Annotated in this window: 22 protein-coding genes, 1 tRNA gene and 1 pseudogene; 5 read left to right on the top strand and 19 right to left on the bottom strand. The window is 54.5% G+C overall.

All coding sequences use genetic code 11. The annotated features are described in order from the left end of the window. Positions 1-9: 9 nt before the first annotated feature. From xylB to dtd, 14 genes and pseudogenes are all read right to left on the bottom strand, one after another. Positions 10-1,533 (bottom strand): xylulokinase, encoded by a 1,524-nt coding sequence (xylB, locus tag RUM_RS05430; RefSeq protein ID WP_015558186.1) that lies wholly within the window; start codon positions 1,531-1,533, stop codon positions 10-12. A 59-nt stretch (positions 1,534-1,592) separates the two neighbouring features. Further along, positions 1,593-2,918, bottom strand: coding sequence for a xylose isomerase (xylA, locus tag RUM_RS05425; protein WP_015558185.1), 1,326 nt, complete (start codon positions 2,916-2,918; stop codon positions 1,593-1,595). 130 nt (positions 2,919-3,048) lie between these two features. Beyond that, positions 3,049-4,137, bottom strand: a complete 1,089-nt coding sequence (locus tag RUM_RS05420; RefSeq protein ID WP_147645576.1) for a hypothetical protein — start codon at positions 4,135-4,137, stop codon at positions 3,049-3,051. 138 nt (positions 4,138-4,275) lie between these two features. Beyond that, on the bottom strand, positions 4,276-5,418 hold the full coding sequence (locus tag RUM_RS05415; RefSeq protein WP_015558184.1) for a DHHW family protein: 1,143 nt from the start codon (positions 5,416-5,418) through the stop codon (positions 4,276-4,278). Positions 5,419-5,432: 14 nt separating this feature from the next. Continuing rightward, entirely contained in the window at positions 5,433-6,824 is a 1,392-nt protein-coding gene (locus RUM_RS05410; RefSeq protein WP_015558183.1) for an MBOAT family O-acyltransferase, read from the bottom strand. Between the two features lie 2 nt (positions 6,825-6,826). Continuing rightward, positions 6,827-7,435, bottom strand: a complete 609-nt coding sequence (locus RUM_RS05405) for a ribonuclease M5 (RefSeq protein ID WP_015558182.1) — start codon at positions 7,433-7,435, stop codon at positions 6,827-6,829. A gap of 2 nt (positions 7,436-7,437) precedes the next feature. Next, entirely contained in the window at positions 7,438-8,466 is a 1,029-nt protein-coding gene (holA, locus tag RUM_RS05400; protein WP_015558181.1) for a DNA polymerase III subunit delta, read from the bottom strand. 3 nt (positions 8,467-8,469) lie between these two features. Further along, positions 8,470-10,575: a ComEC/Rec2 family competence protein gene (locus RUM_RS05395; RefSeq protein WP_041326287.1), complete on the bottom strand. Its 2,106-nt coding sequence runs from the start codon at positions 10,573-10,575 to the stop codon at positions 8,470-8,472. Further along, a pseudogene (locus RUM_RS05390) lies at positions 10,572-11,122 on the bottom strand (phosphoribosyltransferase family protein). Before RUM_RS05390 ends, RUM_RS05395 begins: the two are co-directional and overlap by 4 nt. Next, on the bottom strand, positions 11,119-11,466 hold the full coding sequence (locus tag RUM_RS05385) for a histidine triad nucleotide-binding protein (RefSeq protein ID WP_015558179.1): 348 nt from the start codon (positions 11,464-11,466) through the stop codon (positions 11,119-11,121). Before RUM_RS05385 ends, RUM_RS05390 begins: the two are co-directional and overlap by 4 nt. A gap of 18 nt (positions 11,467-11,484) precedes the next feature. Beyond that, a complete protein-coding gene (gene alaS, locus RUM_RS05380; protein WP_015558178.1) occupies positions 11,485-14,136 on the bottom strand; it encodes an alanine--tRNA ligase in 2,652 nt (883 codons plus the stop codon). Between the two features lie 15 nt (positions 14,137-14,151). Beyond that, positions 14,152-14,337 carry a hypothetical protein gene (locus tag RUM_RS05375; RefSeq protein WP_022358368.1) on the bottom strand — a complete coding sequence of 62 codons (186 nt, stop codon included), beginning with the start codon at positions 14,335-14,337 and terminating at the stop codon, positions 14,152-14,154. Positions 14,338-14,599: 262 nt separating this feature from the next. Beyond that, positions 14,600-16,210: a peptidoglycan D,D-transpeptidase FtsI family protein gene (locus RUM_RS05370; protein WP_015558176.1), complete on the bottom strand. Its 1,611-nt coding sequence runs from the start codon at positions 16,208-16,210 to the stop codon at positions 14,600-14,602. A 35-nt stretch (positions 16,211-16,245) separates the two neighbouring features. Beyond that, positions 16,246-16,689 carry a D-aminoacyl-tRNA deacylase gene (gene dtd / locus RUM_RS05365; RefSeq protein WP_015558175.1) on the bottom strand — a complete coding sequence of 148 codons (444 nt, stop codon included), beginning with the start codon at positions 16,687-16,689 and terminating at the stop codon, positions 16,246-16,248. Positions 16,690-16,847: 158 nt separating this feature from the next. Between dtd and RUM_RS05360 the strand changes: the two genes are divergently transcribed. Beyond that, positions 16,848-17,261 carry a GNAT family N-acetyltransferase gene (locus RUM_RS05360; RefSeq protein ID WP_015558174.1) on the top strand — a complete coding sequence of 138 codons (414 nt, stop codon included), beginning with the start codon at positions 16,848-16,850 and terminating at the stop codon, positions 17,259-17,261. 53 nt (positions 17,262-17,314) lie between these two features. Further along, a complete protein-coding gene (locus tag RUM_RS05355) occupies positions 17,315-18,373 on the top strand; it encodes an ATP synthase alpha/beta family, nucleotide-binding domain (protein WP_015558173.1) in 1,059 nt (352 codons plus the stop codon). Positions 18,374-18,455: 82 nt separating this feature from the next. Here the strand turns inward: RUM_RS05355 and RUM_RS05350 are convergent. Then, positions 18,456-18,532 (bottom strand) — tRNA-Arg (locus RUM_RS05350). A gap of 104 nt (positions 18,533-18,636) precedes the next feature. Next, positions 18,637-18,885, bottom strand: a complete 249-nt coding sequence (locus RUM_RS05345; protein ID WP_015558172.1) for an AbrB/MazE/SpoVT family DNA-binding domain-containing protein — start codon at positions 18,883-18,885, stop codon at positions 18,637-18,639. A 146-nt stretch (positions 18,886-19,031) separates the two neighbouring features. Here RUM_RS05345 and RUM_RS05340 point away from each other — a divergent pair, with 146 nt between their 5' ends. Then, complete coding sequence (locus RUM_RS05340) at positions 19,032-19,640, top strand: hypothetical protein (protein ID WP_015558171.1); 609 nt, start codon at positions 19,032-19,034, stop codon at positions 19,638-19,640. Then, positions 19,631-20,146, top strand: coding sequence for a spore maturation protein (locus RUM_RS05335; protein ID WP_015558170.1), 516 nt, complete (start codon positions 19,631-19,633; stop codon positions 20,144-20,146). The genes RUM_RS05340 and RUM_RS05335 overlap by 10 nt, the downstream gene beginning before the upstream one ends. 39 nt (positions 20,147-20,185) lie before the next feature. Here the strand turns inward: RUM_RS05335 and RUM_RS05330 are convergent, their stop codons facing one another. Together RUM_RS05330 and RUM_RS05325 are read right to left on the bottom strand one after the other, a co-directional pair. Then, positions 20,186-21,499, bottom strand: a complete 1,314-nt coding sequence (locus RUM_RS05330; RefSeq protein ID WP_242821754.1) for a hemolysin family protein — start codon at positions 21,497-21,499, stop codon at positions 20,186-20,188. A 16-nt stretch (positions 21,500-21,515) separates the two neighbouring features. Continuing rightward, positions 21,516-21,794, bottom strand: a complete 279-nt coding sequence (locus RUM_RS05325; RefSeq protein WP_015558168.1) for a TM1266 family iron-only hydrogenase system putative regulator — start codon at positions 21,792-21,794, stop codon at positions 21,516-21,518. A gap of 223 nt (positions 21,795-22,017) precedes the next feature. Between RUM_RS05325 and RUM_RS05320 the strand changes: the two genes are divergently transcribed. Next, positions 22,018-23,445: an alanine/glycine:cation symporter family protein gene (locus RUM_RS05320; RefSeq protein ID WP_015558167.1), complete on the top strand. Its 1,428-nt coding sequence runs from the start codon at positions 22,018-22,020 to the stop codon at positions 23,443-23,445. Between the two features lie 69 nt (positions 23,446-23,514). Here the strand turns inward: RUM_RS05320 and RUM_RS05315 are convergent, their stop codons facing one another. After that, positions 23,515-24,264 carry a GNAT family N-acetyltransferase gene (locus RUM_RS05315; RefSeq protein WP_041326286.1) on the bottom strand — a complete coding sequence of 250 codons (750 nt, stop codon included), beginning with the start codon at positions 24,262-24,264 and terminating at the stop codon, positions 23,515-23,517. Positions 24,265-24,401: the final 137 nt, after the last annotated feature.

Raw genomic sequence — 24,401 nt, 5'->3', positions numbered from 1 at the left:
CTTATGTGCTTACAGCTTTGCCAATGCCTTGAAGCTATTCCGCATTGCCGGATACAAACTGCGGTACATCTGGTAGCACCGATCGTACACCGGAATCTGCTCCGGGATGGGCTCCTGCACCTGCTTGGTGCGGATCACCGCCTGGCATGCTTCCGGCACAGAGTCATACATACCGGCACCTACCATTGCCAGAATGGCAACGCCCAGTGCCGGGCCCTCCTTGGAGGTCACCGTCTTCACGGAACAGCCGTACAGATCCGCCAGCATCTGCCGCCACAAAGCGGAAGTACCGCCGCCGCCGCATGCCATCATATCACTGACGGATACGCCCATCTCCCGGCACACCTCTACGCAGTCACGCAGGGAGTATGCAACGCCTTCCATCACCGCACGGAGCATATCCCGCTTGGTGTGCATAGCGGACAGACCGAAAAAGACTCCTCTTGCATCCGGATCCAGGTGAGGTGTGCGCTCCCCCATCAGATATGGCAGATAAAACAGCCGGTTTGCTCCAACGGGAACCTGTGCAGCCTGCTGATCCATCAGATAGTATTCGTCCACACCCATATACTTGGCGGTTTCCTTTTCTGCGCCGCAGAAATTATCCCGGAACCACTTCAAGGAAAGTCCTGCCCCCTGGGTCACGCCCATAACATGCCAGCAGCCAGGCACAGCACAGCAGAAGGTATGCACTCTCCCCTTGGCGTCAATGGTAATATCCGAAGTATGTGCAAACACCACGCCGCTGGTGCCGATGGTCGTAAACGCCTTTCCATCCGTCACCACGCCGGTGCCCACTGCCGCCGCCGCATTGTCCCCGGCGCCGCCTACTACAATGGTTCCTGCCGCAAGACCGGTAAGCTCCGCCGCCTTGGGGGTCACTCTACCGGTGATCTCGGGGCTTTCATACACCTTACCCAACATGGATTTATCGATCTCCAGCTTTTCCAGTACCTCATCCGACCACTGACGCTTGGGAATGTCCAGCAACTGCATGCCGGATGCGTCAGAAACCTCCGTTGCGATCTCTCCGGTCAGCATAAAACGGATGTAGTCCTTTGGCAGCAGGATGTACCTGCACTTTGCATAATGCTCAGGTTCATGATTCCGCACCCAGAGGATCTTGGATGCGGTAAACCCGGTCAGCGCCGGATTCGCCGTGATCTCAATCAGCCGCTGTGCGCCTACACGCTCTGTGATCTCTGCACACTCCGCTGCGGTACGCTGATCGCACCAGATAATGGAGCGGCGGATCACCTGATACTGGTCATCCAGCATCACCAGCCCATGCATCTGCCCGGACAGACCAATGCCTTTAACTTCTTCCTTGGGCACACCGCTGGTTTTCATCACCTTTGCAATGGTGTGGATGGTGGCTTGATACCAATCTGCCGGATCCTGCTCTGCGTAGCCGTTCTGGGGCTGATACAGAGGATACTCCTCACTTGCGGATGCGATCACCGCTCCATTCTGATCAAACAACACCGTTTTAGTGCCGCTGGTGCCAATATCTACGCCCAGTACATATGCCATCTGTACACTTCCTTTCCAGTACAAGAATGGCTATCCCCCGGATAGCCATTCTGCGTTCATTAAAGATTGAACATAATATTGTTCAGGATGCTTTCCAGCAATTCCTGACGACCGCTCTTGAGGGATGCGGTCACATCGCCCTTGCTCAGTGCGTAAGCCTCCAAATCTGCCATGGTTGCCTTGCCGGAAATGATATCCGCACCGATGCCGGTGTTCCAGCTTGCATACCGATCAGCCACGAACTGGTCGATCCGTCCGTCATCGATCATCTTCTGCGCAATCTTCAGACCCAGTGCAAAGGTGTCCATACCGGCAATGTAGCTGTGGAAGATATCCTCCATCTCAAAGGATCCACGCCGTGCCTTGGAGTCAAAGTTCAGACCGCCATTGGTAAAACCGCCAGCCTTGAGTACCTCGTACATACACAGTGCTGCGTCATAGGTATTAGTGGGGAACTGATCCGTATCCCAGCCCAGCAGGGTGTCACCCTGGTTAGCATCGATGGAGCCAAAGAAGCCGTTCTCCCGTGCTACCCGCAGTTCATGCTGGAAGGTGTGCTGTGCAAGGGTTGCGTGGTTGGCTTCGATGTTCATCTTGAAGTCCTTGTCCAGATTATACTTGCGCAGGAAGCCGATCACGGTTGCGGTATCAAAATCATACTGATGCTTGGTAGGCTCCTTGGGCTTGGGCTCGATGTAGAAGTCGCCGGTAAAGCCGATGCTTCTTGCATAGTCCACTGCCATATGCAGCAGCCGTGCCATATTATCCAGTTCCAGACCCATATTGGTGTTCAGCAGCGTTTCGTAGCCCTCTCTGCCGCCCCAGAATACATAGCCCTTGCCACCCAGCTTTACGGTGATCTCAATTGCCTTTTTGATCTGCGCAGCTGCAAATGCAAACACGTCCGCATTGGGCGCAGTGCCGGCACCATGCATATACCGGGGATTGCCGAAGCAATTTGCAGTACCCCACAGAACCTTCTTGTCCGGGTTCAGCTGCATCATCTGTGCAATATACTCGGTGATTTCATCCAGACGCTGGTTGGTTTCCTTCAGATTATCAGCCTCCGGCGCCAGATCCCGGTCGTGGAAACAGAAATAATCGATGGACAGCTTGTCCATCAGCTCAAACGCAGCGTTTACCTTTCTCTTAGCAATGTCCATGGGATCGGTTCCGCCGAACTTCTTGTTGGTGGTACCCACACCAAACATGTCCGTACCGTCTCCCCCCATAGTATGCCACCAGGACAGCGCAAACTTCAGCTGCTCCCGCATGGTCTTGCCGCCTACGACCTCATCCGGGTTGTAGTACTTGAACGCCATGGGATTGTTGGATGCCTTTCCCTCAAAGGGGATCTTTGAAATGCCTGTAAAAAATTCGCTCATCATAAACCTCCTGCTTTTTCTCTGTTTATATTGCCCGGAGCAACGCTCCGAAACGTCTCAAGGCAATACCGCACAAAGCCCACCCAACGATGCAGCGCATCCATATGCGCCAGCTCTGCGCGGTATGGTCTTAATCGATCACAATTTCCCGCTTGGACATATCATAGTAGGAGTCCAGCACAGCGATATAATACCGGAACTGAGGGTTTCCGTTTACATACAGCACATCGCCGCTCTCCGCCACACCCAGTGCAGCAAGCTGCTGATCCGTCAGATCGGACAGCTTTACATCCTCCGTTACCGTCCAGCCAATGGCATGCAGCTTGGATAGATCCAGCGTAATGGTATCATCCGCGTACAGGCGCATGCCCTCCGGCACTTCTGCGGTTCCGTCACTTTTCGGCAAAACGATACCAAGGGTTTTTAACTGCTTCTGGTTCAGATCCTTCACCCGGATCTCCATCGTAAAGCCCCGATCCCGCCCCAGTGTGTGCATCTGGCTTTCGGACAAGCTCAGTACAGCATCCGGGTTGATCTCCAGGATCTTGGCGGTAATATCCGTGCGCTTTTCGGTTGTCCATTCCAGCTCAGGCTCGGACAGGGGGCGATTCACATACACCGTCCGGTCAAAGCCCTTTGCCCGGCAATACATATAAGAAAAAGATGTGTCATAGGTATTGGGCGCAACGATCACAGAGGTGCCGCCGCCGCACTTGTCCATACTGTAGGTGACCTCATACCGGTACGCACCGGACGGGGAAATCTGACTGGGGCCCGGTGACTTCTGGACAGAACTGACCAGCACGGTGGTGTAGAAAAAGTATGCCAATGCACCCAGCATGTACAGCATCAAAATCACTGCGCCGGAAATAGTCTTGGCAGCTTCGCCAGAGCCGCTGGTAAAGAACGCCACAACAGAAACCAGCACAATGGGGATCAGCATTTCCCATTCCCCGAAATTCAGCAGCACAATGGGCAGCAAAAGGGGCATGGTCACAATGCTCACGATCATGGTAATCAGCTGGCGCCGGGTATAGAACATCATCACACCCATAGCCAGGCAGCCAATGGACAGCACAAAGCCGAACTTGACCTTTTCGTATACTTCAATGTCATAAAAAACAGACCAGTACGCCAAAAATCCCAGAAAAATCCCATAAGGGATCGACAGCAGGGACAGGCCTCGCTTGGTCCAGGGACTGTCAAAAAAACGGTTCATATCCAAAGCGTTTCCCTTCCAAATGATGCAACCGCACACGCAGCTATATCCTGGCAGAGCGCATGCGGAACGGTAGTGCGTTATTGCCATTATTATAGCATGATTTTCAGCGCATTACAAGCCGAATTGAAAAATATTTCACTGCGCAGCCAAAAGTTTTATATTTCCGTCCGTAGCAAAATTGGATACATTATACAGAACCAGTACTTGGCTGAACTGATCCGGATCCACATAAGCATGGTAATCTCCCCGCACATACCGCATATCCAGCAGCACGATCTCGCTGTAATGCTCCGTCAGGAATGGCAGCATACTGTTGGCGTAGGAATCCTTGATCAGCAGTAGCTTCTTGTCGTTTTTCACATTGGTGCGGACAGTCACCATGGCTGCGTTTCTGCCCAGAAAGACGCTGTACTTCTCGCTGGTGTTCAGAAAATCCCAGAAGTAGATGGACTGATACTCCGTTTCGTTCAAGCCGTCGTTGATGGTAACGCTGGTGACCGGATCCGTGCCATTGTAATGATACAGATCGATCATATCCGGCTCGATGCCCCGGTACAGGCTCTTGGAATACAGGGTGCCCCGGAAGTCGTCTGCCGCATGCTCAATGTTGTACATTTCATAGGAGACCGGAGAAAAGCCCAGCTTCTTGATGGCGGTCTGATACGCCAGGAACGCCCCATAGGAGGTCCAGTGATGATCCGTCCGGTAGTAGATATACTCGTTGCGCATTGCATACAGGGAATTGTACACATTGATCATGGTCACATCCCCACGCAGGTCATCTGCCACCCGGGAGATCAGCTGCTGCTGATCCAGATTGGGGGCATATGCAGGCAGGGTGTCGGAATATACCTCTGCCGCCGTGGGCGCCAGCAGCATGGCCACAGGGGTCTCCGTATTCTGCGCAAAGGCACGCACCCCGTCTATGGACTGCTTCAGCCGTGCCTCATCCACATCATCCTCCGTCAGCTTTCCAATCAGCCGTTCATCGGTGATATACACCCCGCCGATCTCCTTTTTGCCGGCGGCAAGCTCCGCTGCGGATTTCACCGCAACCCACTGATCCCGCAGGACAAAGTGATCCGCCGCATAGGTTTCCACCCCGTCCATATAGGATTTGTCCTTGACGCCGGCAGCAGTCAACTGCGGCATCTCCGCCAAAGTCCGGTTCTCGGTTTCGGATACAGATTTTTTCGGCAGCAGCAGGGAGCTGAACATCAGTCCGAACAGTACCGCCAGAAAGATCACTGCGGATATCATTTGCTGTACTTTTTTCATAGCGATACTCCTTTCTAGAATCGGAAATATAAGAACGGGTTATAGGTTTCGTTCACCAGATATGCGATACACAGCACAAACAAGCCCATCTGTACCACCGGTGTCAGCACGCAGAGGATCTGATCCACCCGCTTGGAACGGCGCACCTTTTCCAGAAGCCATTTTCCAAAGCTGGTGGCACTCAATGCGCACAGCAGGAAAATCAACACATAGGTGTGGAACTGATACCGGGCATAGTCATCGATCAGTACACCGGAGCCGCCGAACATGGACTTGATAAAGGTGGTGATCTGGGATACGGTACTCAGATCGAACATCACCCAGCTGATGACCACGCAGAAGAAGGTGTACAGCCATGCCAGGAATCGAGGCAGCTTTTGAATATACTTACCCAGCCAGAGCTTTTCAACGGTCAGCAGGATGCCGAAATACAGACCCCAGAAAATGAAGTTCCAGCTTGCACCGTGCCAGAAGCCAGTCAATCCCCAGACAATCATCAGATTCCGCACCCACTTCAGCTTGCTGACCCGGTTGCCTCCCAGAGGAATGTATACATACTCCCGGAACCAGGTGCTCAGCGTAATGTGCCACCGGCGCCAGAAATCCGTAATGCTGGTTGCCTGGTAGGGATGGTCAAAGTTTTTCGGAAAGTGGAAGCCCAGCATCTTGCCCAGACCGATGGCCATGTCCGAGTAACCGGAAAAGTCAAAGTAAATCTGGAAGGTATATGCCAGAATGCCGATCCAGGCAGTGCAGGCGGAAAGCTGCCCCAGATCATGACCCTTGATCTCCGTCCAAAGCATGCCAATGCTGTTGGCAAGAATCACCTTTTTGGCAAGACCGCAGGTAAAGGTACCAACACCCTCCCCCATGGCAGGCAGATTCACGCTGCGCTGGTTCAGTTCCCGCTCCACATCCGCATACCGGACAATGGGCCCGGCAATCAGCTGGGGGAACATGGTCACATAGGCGCCGAAATCCACGATGCTTTTCTGTACGCCAATGGAGCGGCGGTACAGATCGATGCAGTAGGACATGCTCTGGAAGGTGTAGAAGGAAATACCGATGGGCAGCGCCGGTGTCTGAATGTCAAGCCCGAAGATGCCGGCGAAAAAGCCGCTGTATTTGAACACACCCAGCAATCCCAGACTGAATACCACAGCCAGGATCATAATCAGCTTCCGGCGTTTTTCGTTTTTGTCCGCCCGTTCCATCAGCCGGCCGGCACCGTAGTTGATGAGAATGCACAGCAGCATATAGATCACATTGATCGGTTCGCCCCAGGCATAGAAAATCAGACCGGACAGGAACAGCACACTGTTTTTCAGCTTCTTGGGTGTGACAAAATAGACGATCAGAAAGATCGGCAAAAAGTAAAACAAGAATACAATGCTTGAAAAGACCATGTTCAATCTCCATTTCCATGTTGATGCAAAAACGCCTCAAGCTCCTGGCGTGTCATCATCGTATTAAGTACCTCCAGCATCCCTGCAGTGGACAACAAGGCAGGCAATCCAAGCTGCGTCAGCAATGCCCGGCGCCGGATGGCACTGTCCTTGCCGCCGGTAAGCCCCAGCTCATACAGATCCAGCCGGGTCAGTCCCGTCCCTGCCGGTGCAGAACCGGTCAGCACGCCCGCCCGCCGGAACGCCTCCTCCAGCACGCTTCTCTGCATGCCCTCCACACCCAGCTTTCCCTCTGCGGAGGGCTTTTCCTTGCGTTTTTCTTTTCCAAAAATATCCGGAATGTACACATGGGTGATCTTTCCCTTCGGCACGCAGCCCTTCAGGTATCCCCGGATCTTAAAGCCAGCCCGATCCGAATCTGTCAGTATAATGATGCCCGTATGGGCGGCAAAATACCGGATCAGTGCCATTTTTTCCGGATCCTTGAAGATACGGTAGCCGTTGGTCACCAGAATGACCCCCTGGATCATGGAATCCAGCTTGATCTTATCGTACTTGCCCTCTACGATGATTGCCTGGGAGATCACCAGCTTTGCCTGCGTTTCTCCCATACTCATCGCTCCACCGCCAGCATCCGGGTAATGGCTTCCTCAATCAGAATCCTGCCGTCCAGCCGGGTGGATTTCAGCGCTGCATCCGTATCCCGCAGGATCAGGATGCAGGCACGCATCTGCTCCAGGGAGGACTTCCCGGCATCCCGGAAGGCATTCTTCACGGCGAATTCCCGCCCCTTATATAAAAAATCCTCCAGCACATGCTCGTGATGTTTACCGGCAGCCTGCGCCGCCTTTGCCCGGTACAGATCCAGAAAGGCGGAGGTAATGGCGGACAGCAGCATCACCGGCTCGTTCCGCTGCTGGGACAAGATGTCCAGCGCTTCCATAGCGGCTCTGCCATTCCGGGCAGTCACTGCCCTGGCAAGGGCAAAGGCGTTCAGACTATCCTCCCGTGCCACCAGCATGGAAATGGCTTCTCCGGTGATCTCGCCACCCTCGGCATAAGCACACAGCTTGTCCAGTTCGTTGCCGATCCGCATGGTATCACACAGACAAAGCTGCGCAATCTGCTCCGCATTCTGCCGGGACAGGCTGCAGCCGCTCCGGGACGCCCGCTCCATCATGGGCTTCACCAGTTGGGCAGCGGTTTTCGCCTCAAAATTACACACCACCCCATGCTTTCCAAAAAAGTCAATGAGTTTTTTATGCTTGGGAGTGGGGGCTTTTTTACCGCCGCATACGTCAAAGCCGGTCACATTGCAGATCACCACAGTGGACGGAGGCACATCCTCCAGGCACTTCAGAAAGGACTGGATCCGATCCGCAGACCAATCCTCTGCCGGAGGGTCGTTGATGAGGATCACATTGGTCTGGGCAAACATGGAGTACTGTCCCACTGCATCTGCAAGCTGCTCCAGATCCAGATCCCTGCCGTCATATTTCTGCACATCCCCATCCAGCTTTTTTATCAGCCGCTTGGTAAATGCCGCAACCCCTGCTACATCTTTTCCGTACAGGTAATACAGTCCGGCATGGGAACCCGCCTGCAGCTGCTTGATTACATCCCCCGGTGTCAGATTCGCCATATGTTATCCTCCCTTCATCAGCTCCTGGATCGAAATACCGCCCTGTGCATCAATAGAAATACACAAATTATTCTGCCCTGCATACACTTGCCCATCCTGCACATTGCAGGGCGCTGTAGTCAGCAGATACCCGGCAGTCATGGTTTCCGGCAGCTTTGCGCCATACTGAATCCGCACATCGCTTTCCGTCAGCGGCTCCGTCCCGGCAGCACACAGCACCCGGCGGCCGGCATACAGGATCTCCACCGTACCCGTGCCCAGAAAGCGAATGGTATACTGAGAACGGAGCAGTTCCGCAGAAGCAATGGAAAATGGCTCCGGCACTGTACCGCAAACAGTACTGCCTGGCAGGTGATATGTATCCTCCGGCACCAACAGCCAGTGTACCTGCACATAGGGCAAGGCATCGTGAAAAGCCGCCATAGCCCGGTATTGCTGCTGATCCAGCACCAGGGTTTCCACCCGGGAAATACCGGACGCCTGCAAATACCGACTCACATATTCTGCACCGGCACCGCCGCCGGTCAGATCCAGCACATCCGTCTGATCCCCACAGGTAATCACCAGCGTGCAGGCATTGCCCTTCCCCAGCATGGCGATCTTCAAGGTGTTTTGTTCCAGCAGGGACACAAACAAGCTTACATTCCAGAACAGCATCACCGTCAGTCCGATGCTTGCCCAGACCCGGCGCTGTTCCCGGCGAAAGCCGAATACACACAAAGCCAGCAGGACGCTGAGCAGACACAAGGGCAGTACATAGGAGCCACCCAAAGGCACCACTCCCACATGCAGACCGGCGCACCAGCTGCCGATCTCCAGTACGGTGCGGCAAAGGAATCCTGCCAGCTGCAGCAGAGACGATGCAGCCACGCTCCAACCTCCGGTGAGAAATACTCCAAGTCCGCACAGCATGGCAGCCATGCACAGGGGCAGCACCAAAAAATTGGACAAAGGAGACAGCAGGGATGCCTCCTGAAAATAGCAGGCACACAGGGGCATCAGCAAAACCGGGATCACACTACTGGCCACAAGCCCCTTCAGGATGCGTTTTGGCAGGGTATCCACTGGAAAATGTGCCGTCAGCCAGGGCGCTGCCACCGCCACTGCAAACACCCCTGCTGCGGACAGCAAAAAGGAGGCGCTGCCGATCAGATACGGACGCGTCCCCGTTAATGCCAGCACTGCGATGCACAGTGCATTCAGCGGATCGCTCTGCCGGTGAAATACATCCCCGCTGTACACCAGTAACAGCATGACCGCCGCCCGACAGGCTGAGTGGGAAACACCGGTACACAGCACAAAGCCCACTGCCACCACCGCCTGTATGCAGAACGCAAGCCGCTTTCCCAACCGCAGCCTCCGCAAGATCCACCCCACCAGGGTACACAGCAGCGTCAAATGCAGACCGGATACTGCGGTCACGTGACCGATGCCGAGCCGGTACAGGGCGGTTTTGGTCGGACTATCCAGGCCGGATTTGTCCCCCAGCAGCATGGCACACAGCAGACCAGCCTCCTGTTTCGGCAAAGTCATCCGGATTTTGGAACAGATCCTGTCCGCATACGCCCGGATGCTCCCCACCAAAGACCAGTTCCGCTCGGGTATAATCTCCACGTCGGACGCTTCCTGTACCTGCAAAAAGGAACCCTCACCCTGGTAATAGGACACCGCCGGAAACAGATAGGTATCTTCATAGGGCGCCAGCACTGCTGTCATCCGGATGCTGTCCCCGTACTGGCAGATCAGATCCGCCCCGTAATAGGTGATCCGGGTGGTGTGACCGCCAATGCTGGTACGGATCAGATAGAACGCCTGTTCATTGTCCCGAACATCCACATTCTCCACCCTGCCGGTCAGAGATACCGTCTGTCCCCCATAGGCAAGCAGAGGATCCCGAACCCGATACATGTAACCGCAGTACAGACAGCATGCAAACACAAAGCTAATGCCGCACAACAACAGCCGCTTTAGACGGAACCTGCATCCCAGCCACAGAAACAGCAGCAGGGGCAGGATGCCCAGAAAGCCATACCAACAGACGGAAAGCCGATCACACAGGAATAATCCCAGCAAATAGGGCAGTCCGATGGAAACCGCTTTCCGGGTCACGCCTCCGGATGGGGAAACAGAGGCAGAGGTGCCAGAAAGAGAATATCATCCCGCTTTGCAGCGTCTCCTTCCGCCAGTACGGCGCACTGTGCCGTCAGATTGCCTCCGGCAGCCTCTACCAGCTTCACCAATGCGGTAAGGGATTCCCCGGTACTGAGATTACATCATCCACGATCGCAACCCGTTTGCCCCGGAGCAATCCAACAGCGTCCTCGTCAATGTACAGCTTCTGCTCATTGGCAGTGGTAATGGACTGCACCGTAACGCAAATGGGGTTCTTCATGTACAGCTTTACGGATTTTCTGGCTGCTACATAGGGAATACCCATCTGCCGAGCCATTTCGTAGGCAAGGGGAATGCCCTTGCACTCAGCGGTCAGCAGCACATCCACCTCCGGCAGTCTGGCTGCCAGCTCCTTAGCGCATGCCACTGTCAGTTCCACGTCCGACAGCATAATGAATGCGGCAATATCCATGGTTTTGCTGATGGGGCAAAGGGGCAGCTCACGCTGCAGCCCTGCCACATTTAATGTATAAGTCTGTTTCATACGCCACTCTCCGCACTCCAGCCCATCTGCTTACCGCCCAGCAGATGGAAATGCAAATGATGTACAGTCTGCCCCGCATCGTCACCGCAGTTGGTCACGATCCGGAAGCCCTTGTCCAGACCGGCTTCCTTTGCAAGCTTTGCGGCCACTGCAAAAATATGTGCCACTACCGCAGCATTCTCCTCCGTCAGGGCACTGACCCCGGAAATATGCTGCTTGGGGATCATCAGATAGTGTACCGGTGCAATAGGCGCAATATCCTTGAACACATACATCTGGTCATCCTCATAGATCTTCGTGCTGGGAACGTTCCCGGCAATGATGTTACAAAATAAGCAATCCATGATGCAAATCCCTCCTGTTTAATTTGCTGCGCTGCCCAGCATCTCGCCGACGATGGCGTCCAGAGCAGCCAATGCTTCATCCACCATATACTGTTTGCCGATGCCCGCCATTGCGCTGTCCGGACGTCCGCCGCCCTTGCCGCCGGTAATGGCAGATACACGCTGTACGATCTTGCCTGCGTGAGCGCCCTTCTTGACCGCTTCCTTGCCGCAGACACAGTAGAAGGTGCCCTTCTCCCCGTTCATGCCGGCGAATACAGCCACAATGTTACCGTCCAGCCGATCCTTCACCTGGTCGCCCATCTGCCGGAGCATGTCTGCCCCGGTGCCGTTGAAGAATGCGGAAATCACACGCACGCCGGAGATTTCCTTTGCATTCTCAAACAGACCGGAAATCTGACTGTCTGCGATCTTCATGTTCAACGCATCGATCTGATGCTCCTTCTCCTTCAGCTCTGCGATCATAGCTGTGCAGCGCTCAACCAGCTCCAGGGGATTCCCCAGCTTCAGCGCACTGGCTGCAAAATGCAGACGCTGCTGCATTTCCTGATAGGACTTCAGCACGCCGGTACCGGTGACTGCCTCGATCCGGCGCACTCCGGCTGCTACAGAGCTTTCGGAAAGGATCTTGAACAGACCCACCCGGGAGGTGTTGTCCAGATGGGTACCGCCGCAGAACTCCGTAGAGAAGCCCTCCATGCTGACAACCCGGACAATATTGCCGTACTTTTCACCGAACAGTGCCATTGCCCCCAGCTTTCTTGCTTCCTCAATGGGCATTTCCTGCATGGTGATGGGCAGTGCCTCGAAAATCTTCCGGTTTACCAGATCCTCCACTGCCTGCAGCTCCTCAGACGTCATAGCGTTGAAGTGGGAGAAGTCAAACCGGCAGTGCTCCGCATTGACCAGCTGACCTGCCTGGTGTACATGATCTCCCAACACCTGGCGAAGGGCTGCCTGCAGCAGATGTGCTGCTGTATGGTTCCGCATGATGGACATACGCCGATCCGCATCGATCTGGGCAGACACCTCATCCCCTACCTTCAGGATGCCGTCCTCCAGAGAACCCATGTGCATGAAGTGACCGCTTTCCAGCTTTTTCACGTCTGCAACCGCAAATGCACCGTTGCCCACAATCTCACCGGTATCCGCAACCTGTCCGCCGCTTTCTGCATAGAAGGGGGTACGATCCAGGATCAGAGCCGCCACATCCCCTTCACGGATGCTGTCCACCTGCTTGCCGTCCGCAAAGATTCCCAGGATCTTTGCGCCGCAGGACATCTGGGTGTAGCCCACAAATTCCGTCTTGGGTGCGGAGATATCCGCAATGCTCTCGTTGCTCCAGGAGGTCTTGACCTTGGATGCACGATCCGCCCGTGCCATGGACTTCTGCTGCTCCATCAGCTCCCGGAACTTGTCCTCGTCCACCTTGATGCCCCGCTCTGCTGCGATCTCCATGGTCAGATCCAGAGGGAAGCCATAGGTGTCGCTGAGCTTGAATGCGTCTGCACCGGAAAGCATGGACAGGCTGTCGGAGCTGACCCGATCCAGGAACATGTTCAGCAGCTCCGTGCCCTTGTCGATGGTCTTGGCAAAGCTTTCTTCCTCGTGACGGATGATCTTGCAGATCAGATCCTTCTTTTCTGCCAGCTCCGGATACGCATTCTCATTCTCGTGAATGACGGTCTCTGCGACCTGATACAGGAAGGGCTCCTGGATGCCCAGCATCTTTCCATGCCGTGCAGCCCGCCGCAGCAGTCGCTTGAGCACATAGCCTCTGCCTTCGTTTGCAGGAGTCACACCGTCCCCCACCATAAAGGTAGTACTGCGCACATGGTCGGTGATGACACGGAGAGAAACATCCTTTTTCGGATCCTCCTTGTAGGTGATCCCGGCAATGCGGCAAATGTGCTGCATAATATTCTGCACCGTATCCACCTCAAACAGGTTGTCCACGCCCTGCATCACGCATGCCAGACGCTCCAGACCCATGCCGGTGTCGATGTTCTTGTGCTCCATTTCTGCGTAGTGCCCCTTGCCGTCGCTGTTGAACTGGCTGAATACCAGATTCCATACCTCAACAAACCGGTCACATTCGCAGCCCACCTTACAATCGGGAGAACCGCAGCCCTTTTCCGGACCCCGGTCAAAGTAGATTTCAGAGCAGGGACCGCAGGGACCGGAGCCATGCTCCCAGAAGTTATCCTCCTTGCCCAGTCGGGTCATATGATCCGGCGCAACGCCGATGTGCTTGATCCAGATGTCGTAAGCCTCATCGTCCTGTTCGTATACGGAAACGTACAGCTTGTCCACCGGCAGCTCCAGCACCTTGGTGAAAAACTCCCATGCCCACTCAATGGCTTCAGTTTTGAAGTAATCCCCAAAGGAGAAGTTCCCCAGCATTTCAAAGTAGGTACCGTGACGGGCAGTCTTGCCCACACGTTCAATATCCGGGGTACGAATACACTTCTGACAGGTGGTCACACGCACATTGGGAGGTGTCGCCTGCCCCAGGAAGTATTTCTTCAACGGTGCCATGCCGGAATTGATCAGAAGGAGACTGTTGTCCCCCTGGGGGATCAGGGACGCACTGTCCATCCGGGTATGCCCCTTACTCTCAAAGAATGAGAGAAATTTTTCACGTAATTCGTTCAGTCCTTGCCACTGCATTGCTTCATTACTCCTTTATGTATATTTGATGACAAAATAGATCACATAAACCCAGCCGAAAAAGCCGTTCACGATGGCCCAGAACAGGGAATGCCAGTGCATGGCGGATAAAATCGCTGCCACAATGTTGCCGGCACTGATCCCGTACACGATGGGGTTACATCCCAAAGCCTTGGCACAGCTTTCCTTCTCCTTCGCCATAGCTTCACCTCCATACAGAAAAAACACCTCCGTCACCGCAATGGGACGAAGGCGTTCGTGGTACCACCCAAATTCAAAAGCATAGGTCATGCTTTCCTCGTTCGCTTTAACGCAGCGCATACGTTCCGCTTTCGCAGACCGGCTCAAGGGGAGCACCCGTCCGTACACTAAAAGCTCACACCAACCGCTTTCTCTCTGAAAGGATCCGGAACAGTCAATCCTGTCAACGCCAAAATTATTATAGTATAAACCGACGAAAATGTCAACCGTTTTTTGTGATATTTTCCGTAATCCCCTCTGCGATCCGGCGAAAAATCGGTGCCGCCGCCGTATTACCGCTGCCCCCGTTTTCCACAAAGACCGTTACTGCATACTCCGGCGTCTTTAAGGGAAAATACCCGGTGATCCAGGCGTGACAGCATTCCACCCCGTCTGCATCATACTGACCGGTCTGGGCAGTAGAGGTCTTTCCCGCCGCCCGGGTATTGTCCGGCCGGGCAAGGGAATCCGGATTGCCGTCCACTGCCGCCTCCATCAGAAGCCGCACCTGTCGGGCAGTATCCGCCGGCAATGCCAGCCCCCGACGCTCCCCGTTCAGCTGGGTGCAGGTTTCTCCATCCGCTGTCCAGCCCTGCACCAGTCTTGCCACCGGCAGAGAGCCATCCCCGGCAATGGCACAGGTCATCATGCAGATCTGCAGCGGGGTGGCGGTCAGCTTCCCCTGACCAAAGGAGAAATTTGCAAGCTCCGCCGGAACAGAAAGCTGACGAGCAGTCTGTACCTGTCCCGGAGCAGATACCAGGGAGGAGCAGAGGATGGTCTCCCTGCCGAAGCCCAGGGCGGATACTGTTTCCAGCATCTGCTTCACCGACAGCTGCTGCACCAGGGAAATAAAATAGGTGTTGCAGGAATTGGCGGTGGCATCGATCATATTCTGAATACCGTGGCCGCTATGCCGATGACAGCGAAATATCTGACCATAGATCTGGGTCATGCCGGTACACTGATAGCTGTAGCCCGGAGAAATACCATTCTGGATCGCAGAAGCAGCAATGGCGAGCTTGAAAATAGAGCCAACGCTGTATGCGTTCAGCGCACGGTTTACAAAAGGGGAACCTTCTGACCGAAGGGCTTCCCCTAACGCTGCCGGGTCAAAATCCGGTCTGCTTACCATGGCGAGGATATCCCCGCTGTGTACATCCATTACCACCACAGCGCCCCGCTCCATCTGCTGCGCCGCATCCTCGCATATCTGCTGAATATCCCTGTCCAGGGTGGTCACCACCCCGGTTTTCACCGGCTCTGCCGGCGTCACCTTCGCAGGACTTCCTGCAAGCAGCTCACCTTGTCCGTTCACCTGATACACCACCTGGTTGGTGCCGGTATCCTGCCGAAGCAGCTGCTGGTATGCAGACTCCAGTCCGCATACCCCCTCCCCTTCCAGGGCATATCCCATCAGATGCTGGGCAAGGCGGCTTTCCCCGTACCGCACCGGCACAGAAAATACAAGCACATCCTCACCGGATATCTCCTCCGAATCCACCGGACACACAAAGGGCTTCCCCGCCCGGAGCTGTTCCGCCAGGTCATACCCCTCCGGCACATGCCCCTTCAGAACGGCAGCAGTCTGATCCGTGGGGATCACTGCCGCCAGGTATTCCGTATCCCGGTTGGTCAGCGGCTCCAGATTCCGGTCGTAAATATTCCCATAGGTACTGCCCACCCGGAGGGTATACGTACCCTGCCGTCCGGCGGCTGTCTGCACCTTTGGATCCCGCTGCACCAGTGCCAGACGGATATACAGCCCTGCATACAACAGCAGCAGTATCACACCCACCCAAAGCATCCGGCGGCGGATCTTTTCCAAATCCATACCATCACCTCAGTGTGAGTATGGACCTATGGGGCTTAATTATTCGAATCCAGCACAATGGTGAATGGACCGTCATTGCAAAGGGATACCTTCATATCCGCCCCGAATACGCCGGATTCCACTTTTTCCACCCGGCTGCGGCAGTACGCCAGAAAGGCTTCATACAACTGCTCTGCCAGTTCCGGTTTGGCTGCCTGGAGGAAGTTCGGCCGGTTGCCCTTCCGGCAGTCCGCATACAAAGTAAACTGGGAGATCACCAGTAATTCTCCATGCACCTGATCCAGGGAGCGGTTGATCTTCCCGTTTTCGTCCTCAAAAATTCGCAGCTGGAGCATCTTATCCGCCACCTTCCGCATATGACTTTCGTCATCCTCTGCACCGACCCCCAGCAGCACCAGATAGCCTTTCCCGATGGCGCCACGCACGGTTCCATCCACACTCACGCTTGCATGCTGTACACGCTGAATCACTGCACGCATGTTGATTGCCCTCACTTTCTTGCATCATACTTTGGGTGATATTGCCTTTGCTTATTGTAGCACAAACCGGCAAAAGATGCAACTGCGGGCATAAGACATGCAGAAACGGGATATACTAAGACAGAAGCAGGCAGCAGCCACAAAGAAAGGAGAACGGAATGGAGTACACGTTTGAGAAAATGCCGGCAGCAGAACAGATCCAGCAGCTTTTTGCCGCTGTCAACTGGGAATCCGCCCAGTATCCCCAGGCGCTGGTGCATGGGATTGCCAACGCCCAGTCCCTGCTGACAGTATGGGATGACACACAGCTGGCAGGACTGATGACTGCCATATCCGACGGCAGCATGAACGTATTCTTCCCCTATCTGCTGATCGATCCCAAGTATCAGGGGGCGGGCATTGGCAAGGAAATGGCGTGCCGGATGCTGGACAAATACGCCCACATCTACCGGAAGATCCTGGTGTGCGATGGGAACAAAGCCGGATTCTACGAAAAGTGCGGAATGGAATGTCGCACCGATCAGCGCCCTATGCTCCGGATCGATCCACCGGTTTTTCCGACTGTTCAGTGACAAAATAACCGGTTCTGCATAAGATAAAACATATCCGATGGGAGGTTTACATTATGCAGCAGTCTTATTTTCTCGGCGGAGTCACCGCCGGCGGATTCCGCACCAGATTTTCCGAACAGATCCAGCAGCCCGGCTTCTACACCTACATACTCAAGGGTGGACCGGGAACCGGAAAATCCACGCTGATGAAGCGTGTGGCAGCAGCCTTTGACGGGGAGCCGATTTCCCTGTATCACTGCTCCTCGGACGAAAGCTCTCTGGATGCAGTGGTGCTGGAGGATCGGGGCGTGGTGATCGTGGACGGCACAGCGCCCCATGTGTTTGAGGCAAAGTATCCTCTGGTGTCCCAGGAGCTTGTGAATCTGGGAGCATGCCTGGACAAGAAAAAAATGCAGGATGCGGGAGAGGAAGTCCGACAGGCGGCGGATGAAAACGCACAGTGGCATCAGCGTGCCCGGCAGTATGTGCAGGCAGTCACCGCCCTGCATCAGGATCTGACAGCGCTGGGGAATCACGCCCTTTTGCATCAGAAGCTGACAGGGTTCGGAGAACGACTTGCCAAGCGGACACTGCCAAAAGCCAGGGGCGCCGCCGGCAGCATTTCCTACCGACAGCTTTCCGCCCTCACCGCCTCCGGTTATGTGACCCAGTCCCTGCCCCCGGACTATCAGATCACGGAGCTGCTGGATCCCCTGTATACAGCCAGTGATACCCTGCTGCGGCAGCTGGCGGCTCAGGCATGCAAACGTGGGCTGCATGTAATCGCTTCGGAAAACATGCTCTTTCCGGAGCCTATGCTGGAGGCTGTGCTTTTGCCGGAGCTGAAGCTGGTATTCTCTGCCCGAACGCCCATCCGGCAGGAGGAGACACCCAACGCAGTCCACATGCACATGACCCGGTTCTACCACAAAGAACTGCTTGCCCAGCGAAAGCAGCGGATCACCTTCGACCGGAAGGCGGCTCTTGCCCTGGCAGAGGAGGCATCCAGCGCCATTGCCAATGCCCTTACAGTGCACGACCGACTGGAGTCCCATTATATTGACGCTCTGGATTTTGACCAGGTCAGCCGGATTGCAGAGGATCTGATTGCGCAGATCCGGGCACGGAGCTGATGCAAAAAAACAGACCGGAGTGTCCATCCTCCGGTCTGCATAAAAAATACGGCAGCAAAATCTGCTGCCGTATCTGATGGTCTGGTGCGCTGTGAGGGACTCGAACCCCCGACCTACTGGTTCGTAGCCAGTCACTCTATCCAGCTGAGCTAACAACGCATGTGATCATCCGAGATTCGGATGATCTCAACCAACGCTTAATATTATATCATGTCTGATCTAAAATGTCAAGCTTTTTTGAAAACTTTTTCAGTTTCAAAAAATTAGTCGTCGATGGTGTCAGCCAACTTCTCCCGGCACTCTTCGCAAACGTACTTGCCCATGAACATTTCATCGGTACGCTCGCTGCAGAATACACAGCTGGTCTCATACTTCTGCAGAATAATACGGCTGCCCTCTACATAGATTTCAAGGGGATCCCGCTCTGCAATACCCAGTGTGTTTCTCAGTTCCTTGGGGATAACCACACGGCCGAGCTCGTCAACTTTTCTTACAATACCTGTGCTTTTCATAGTTTTTCACCATTCCGCAGATCAATGTTTTTCAAATCTGCGCCTTTCCCATATTTAACTACTTCATTATACATTACGTTTTTCCGTTTGTCAAGTATTTTTGAGCTAAAATATGTGAAAAATAGATGATTTCAGGAGGAATGCTTATGATGAACCGTTTTTTCGCCCTGCTTGCTGTTGCCGCCATCCTTTGCGGCATCTGTACCGGCAGGGCGGATGCCCTGACAAATGTGGTTCTGGAGGAAGGTGCCGGTGCCATTGAGCTATGCATCTACCTCACCGGCGGCATGTGTGTCTGGGGCGGATTGCTTCGGATCGCCCAGTGCAGCGGTCTGACGGATCGGCTTGCAGCCTGCTTTGCCAAGCCCGCATGCTGGCTGTTTCCGGGACTGAATCCAAAGGGAACAGCCCTGCCCGCCATTACCATGAATTTTGCCGCCAACCTTCTGGGGCTGGGAAACGCAGCTACTCCCTTCGGTCTGACAGCAGTGGATGCGCTGAAAAAAGAGTCCGGCTGCGGCAGCACCGCCTCGGACAACATCGTCCTTTTCACCGTACTGAACACCGCTTCCCTGACCCTGTTTCCCACCACAGTGGCTGCTCTGCGGGCAAAGCACGGCTCCGCCGCTCCCCTGTCCATCCTGCCCTGGGTATGGCTCACCAGTGCTGTGACGCTGATCGTACTCATTGTCATTACCCGCACCCTCTCTGCCATCCAGGCATGCAGCCGTAGAAAGGAACGCAAATGCAGCTGACATCCTATTTTGTACCGGTGATCTTTGGGGCGGTGCTGCTGTATGGTACATACAAAAAAGTCCCCGTATTTGATGCATTCCTGGAAGGGGCGAAAGAAAATCTGAAGCTGGGCGTTGATTTGCTGCCCACTCTCATTGCGCTGCTGACAGTGGTATCCTTGGTGAAGGCATCCGGACTGACAGACCTGCTCACTTCCCTGTGCGCTCCCGTCCTGTCCGCCGTTGGCTTTCCCGCCGAGTGCATCCCGCTGGCACTGATCCGTCCCATTTCCGGCAGCGGCTCCCTTGCGGTATACGAAAGTCTGCTGGACAGCTACGGTCCGGACAGCACAGTCGGAACCATTGCCAGCGTGCTGCAGGGATCCTCCGAAACCACCTTTTACACCATTGCCCTGTATTACGGCACCTGCGGCATCCGCAACGGCAGACACACCCTGCTGTGCGCCCTGTGCGGAGACTGCACCGCCTTCCTGTGCAGCTGCCTGTGCATCCGGCTGTTCGGATAAAAGCGGCACTGCACAAGCATGCAACGCCGCTTTTATCCACTATTTTTTCAGCATCAGCTCTGCCTCCTGGATCTGATGCTCTCCGATCCGCTGGATCTTCACATCGAACAAAGGGAATTCCACCGGGATATCACAAGCTCCATCCTCCGGGATCCGGCTCAGGGCACCAAACACAAAGCCGCTGAAGGTGTCGAATTCCTCCCCGGGGATCTGAACCCCCAGTGCCTTTTCCAGCTTATGCATCTCCACATTGCCCCGGATCTTCCAACAGTCGCCCTCGCCCCGGATGATCCTGGGCATTTCTGCGTCCGCCTCTTCCCCTTCTGCCGGAAATTCTCCGATCAGCTGTTCGATCAGATCTTTCATGGTTATCACACCGGACATGCCACCGTATTCGTCCACGACAACCGCCATGGCATGGCCGCCGGCTCTCATGTTCCGGAACAGCACATCCGCCTTGATGCGCTCCGGCACAAAATAGGCTGGCTTCACTGCATGCTTCAAAATATTCTCCCGGCTTTTTTCCTCCAGTCGGTAATAATCCGCCACCCGAAGCACACCGGTGATGTCGTCCTTTGAGCCATCGCACACCGGGTACAGCCCGTGCCGGGTCAGACGAATGGATTCTGCCCACTGCTCCGGCGTATCCTTCAGCCACAGAGTATCCACCTCCGTCCGGTGTGTGGCGATCTCTCCGGCGGTCAGATCGTCAAATTCAAACACGTTGTGGATCAGCTCCTGCTCCGCTGCATCAATGGCACCGCTCTGACTGCCTGCGTCCACCATCATGCGGATCTCCTCCTCGCTGATCTCCTCATCCGCCGCTTCCGGATCAATGCCGATCAGCCGCAGCACGCCGTTGGTAGAAGCGGTCAGCAGCCATACTATGGGAGAAAAGATTACGGAAATGCCGCCGATCAGACCGGAAATCCCCAGTGCCAGCTTCTCCGACTTCCGCATGGCGATCCGCTTGGGTACAAGCTCTCCAAAAATCAAGGTAAAATAGGACAGGATCAAGGTGATGAGCACCACTGCAATGGTGTCCAGGGTCTTTTCAGAAACAGGCACTCCCAAAGAAAGCAGCCAGCTCACCAGTCCGTCTGAAAAGTTATCTGCCGCAAATGCACTGCCCAGGAATCCGGACAATGTGATGGCAACCTGGATGGTGGCAAGGAACTTCGCCGGCTGCCGGGTCAGCTTCATAAGCCGGGAGGCCTTCTTGTTTCCCTGCTCGGAAAGCTTGGCAAGCTTTGTTTCGCTGACGGACAGCACAGCAATCTCCGCACTGGCAAAAACGGCGTTCAGTCCGATCAAAAGTGCCTGTAACAGTAACATCCATATGACTTCACTCACAAACAATACCTCTTTCTCATGTGTTCTGTGTTTTCTGCTCGCCGGAGAAGATCACGTTGGAGTATGCGGTTTTGGTGCTGACCCCGTGCAGCCTGCCGATCTTCCCGGACAGGGCACTGATGCAGTCCTGGGGCGCATCCACTGCAATGCTGATCACGTTAATGTGCTTTTGCCGGTAGGGAATGCCCATTCTGCCGATGATGTAAGCACTGTACTCGTGGAGAATGCCGTTGAGAGCATCCACCGCCCCCGGATCCTCCACAATGATCCCGATCAAAGCCACCCTTGTATCCATATGTACCTCCTTTGGCTGATGATACCGCCCCTATTATAGCATACTTGCAACAGGTTTGCAATCAAAACGTATGTTTTTGCTTCGTATATCTTGACAGAACGTTCAGTGCATGGTATAATTTTTTGTTGGATTTTGTCGAATATTCTGTTATCCTGTACAAAAACCCGGATTCTTTTGCAGGCTTACAAATATTTGCACATCATTGTGTTAAAGGAGCTGAAACATGGACTCGTTCAACCAAATCGTCAAACTGGTGGATGACTATGTATGGGGCGTTCCCCTGATCGTACTCATTCTGGCATGCGGACTGCTGCTCACATGCCGAACCCGTTTTTTACAGGTTTCCAAGCTTGGCGCGGCACTCAAGTACATGTGGAAAGAGGAGGAAACCGGACACGGCGAGGTATCCAGCTTTGCCGCATTGTGTACCGCCCTTTCCGCCACCGTGGGCACCGGAAACATCGTTGGTGTCGCCACCGCCATTGCCGCAGGCGGACCCGGAGCACTGCTGTGGATGGAGGTTGCCGCATTCTTTGGCATGGCCACCAAGTATGCAGAAGGACTGCTGGCCATCAAGTACCGTGTCACCGACAGCCGGGGCAACATTCTGGGCGGCCCCTTCTACTACATTGAAAACGGTATGGGCAACCGCTGGAAGTGGCTGGCAAATCTGTTTGCCATATTCGGTCTGCTTGCCGGGCTTATGGGCATCGGCACCATCACCCAGATCAACGGCATTACCTCTGCGGCAAACAATTTCTTTGACCCGGATCAGGTGCACACCTTCCAGATCTTCGGCCAGACCTATACCTGGACTACCATGATCACCGGACTGCTCATTACTCTGTGCGTGGCGCTGATCGTCATCGGCGGCATCAAGCGCATTGCCGCTGCATCCGAGCTGATCGTCCCCTTTATGATCGTCGCATATGTGGTCAGCTGTCTGATCATCATCTTCACCCATGTGACTGAAATCCCCGCCGCCATTGTCACCATTGTGAAAAGTGCCTTTGGTCTGCGTCCCATTGCAGGCGGCGCAGCTGGCATCTCTATTGTACTGCTTTCCATGCGCAACGGTATCGCACGGGGCATTTTCTCCAACGAGGCCGGCCTTGGCTCTGCACCCATTGCGGCAGCCGCAGCAAAAACAAAGGAACCGGTTCGCCAAGGACTTGTTACCATGACGGGCACCTTCATTGATACCATCATCGTCTGCACCATGACCGGTCTGTCCATCGTCATGGCGGGCAGCTATGCAAAGGATCTGAAGGGCGTTGCCATTACCACTGACGCCTTCCGGTATGGACTGCCCTTCCCGGAAAAGGTATCCGCATTCATTCTGATGGCATGCCTGGCAGTATTCGCCTTCACCACCATTCTGGGCTGGAACTACTACTCTGAGCGCTGCCTGGCGTATTTGACCGGCTCCAATAAGACAGCTGCCATGCTGTTCCGTTTGCTCTACGTGGCTGCTGTATTCATCGGCCCCTATCTGACCGTAGAAGTTGTCTGGAACCTGGCAGACATCTTCAACGGACTGATGGCAATCCCAAATGTGACTGCGCTGATTTATCTGTCCGGAGTAGTATCCTCAGAAACGAAGGATTACTTGAAACGCTTAAAGGCAGGTAAAGTGCCAGAAGACGCCTAAGCGCACACTCAGGAAATACAAAGCGGTGTATCCAAAAGATACCCCGCTTTTTGTGTCCATCCCCTGTAATTACCGATCCAGCATCTTTTCCAGCATCACCGGATTCAGCTGATTGACTGTTTGCAGCTTTCCATGATAGAACACGGCAAAATTGTTGAACACGCCGGGCAGATTTTTCGCCTTTACAAGGGTATCTACCAACACGAAGGTTGCAGGAATCCGGTGAGCCGTACAGTAAGCCTTGAGCTTTTCCACCCGTTCCAGGATAAAGGGGCACTGCATGTCGTAATAGATCACCAGCTTTTGCTCCGGGATCTCCGGGTGATGCACCTGGGGCGCAAATCGGGGCTTTGAGCCATCAAAGGACATGGCAAGCAGCTGATACCCGTTTTCTGTCTGATCCACCGTCTGAAATCCAAACTGCTTTGCAAAGCTCTGATCCAACAGCCACGCCTTCTGCTTATCTGCTCCCAGTATGCAAATTCCGGACTTTGCCTTGGATTGGGCATCGAAAATGCAATATTCCATCAACGCATGCCCATAGCCGTGATGCTTCAGCGCTCCATCCACCCACAGGCAGTAAATGTACAAGAAATTTTCACCCAGAATCGGCACCCAGGCACGCTCCAAAGGCGCATACTCAATGAATGCGCAGCCCTTGGCATCCAGCTTCCGGAACATATGTCCCTCCGGCAGTCTGGCAGCTAGCCAGCGCCGTTTCGCCTCCACACCGGGATGCTGTGCTTTTTGCCGGATGATGCAGCACAGATGCTCCTGCATCAGGTTCCCGGGCGACAGATTGATATACTCCCCACCCAATCATTTAACCTCCTTGATTATTTAAGTGTACTTGCATTATACGCCAGATCCGGACAATTGTCAAGAAAAAAGCGCACAGAATATCCTGTGCGCTTTTTGAGGTGCACTGCACAAAAAACTGCCCAGTGCTCCCGTGA

The sequence above is a fragment of the Ruminococcus champanellensis 18P13 = JCM 17042 genome, from assembly GCF_000210095.1.
In the GTDB taxonomy this organism is placed as follows: domain Bacteria; phylum Bacillota; class Clostridia; order Oscillospirales; family Ruminococcaceae; genus Ruminococcus_F; species Ruminococcus_F champanellensis.
The sequence above is the reverse complement of the archived record's forward strand: the minus strand, read 5'-3'. Positions and strand labels throughout refer to the sequence as shown.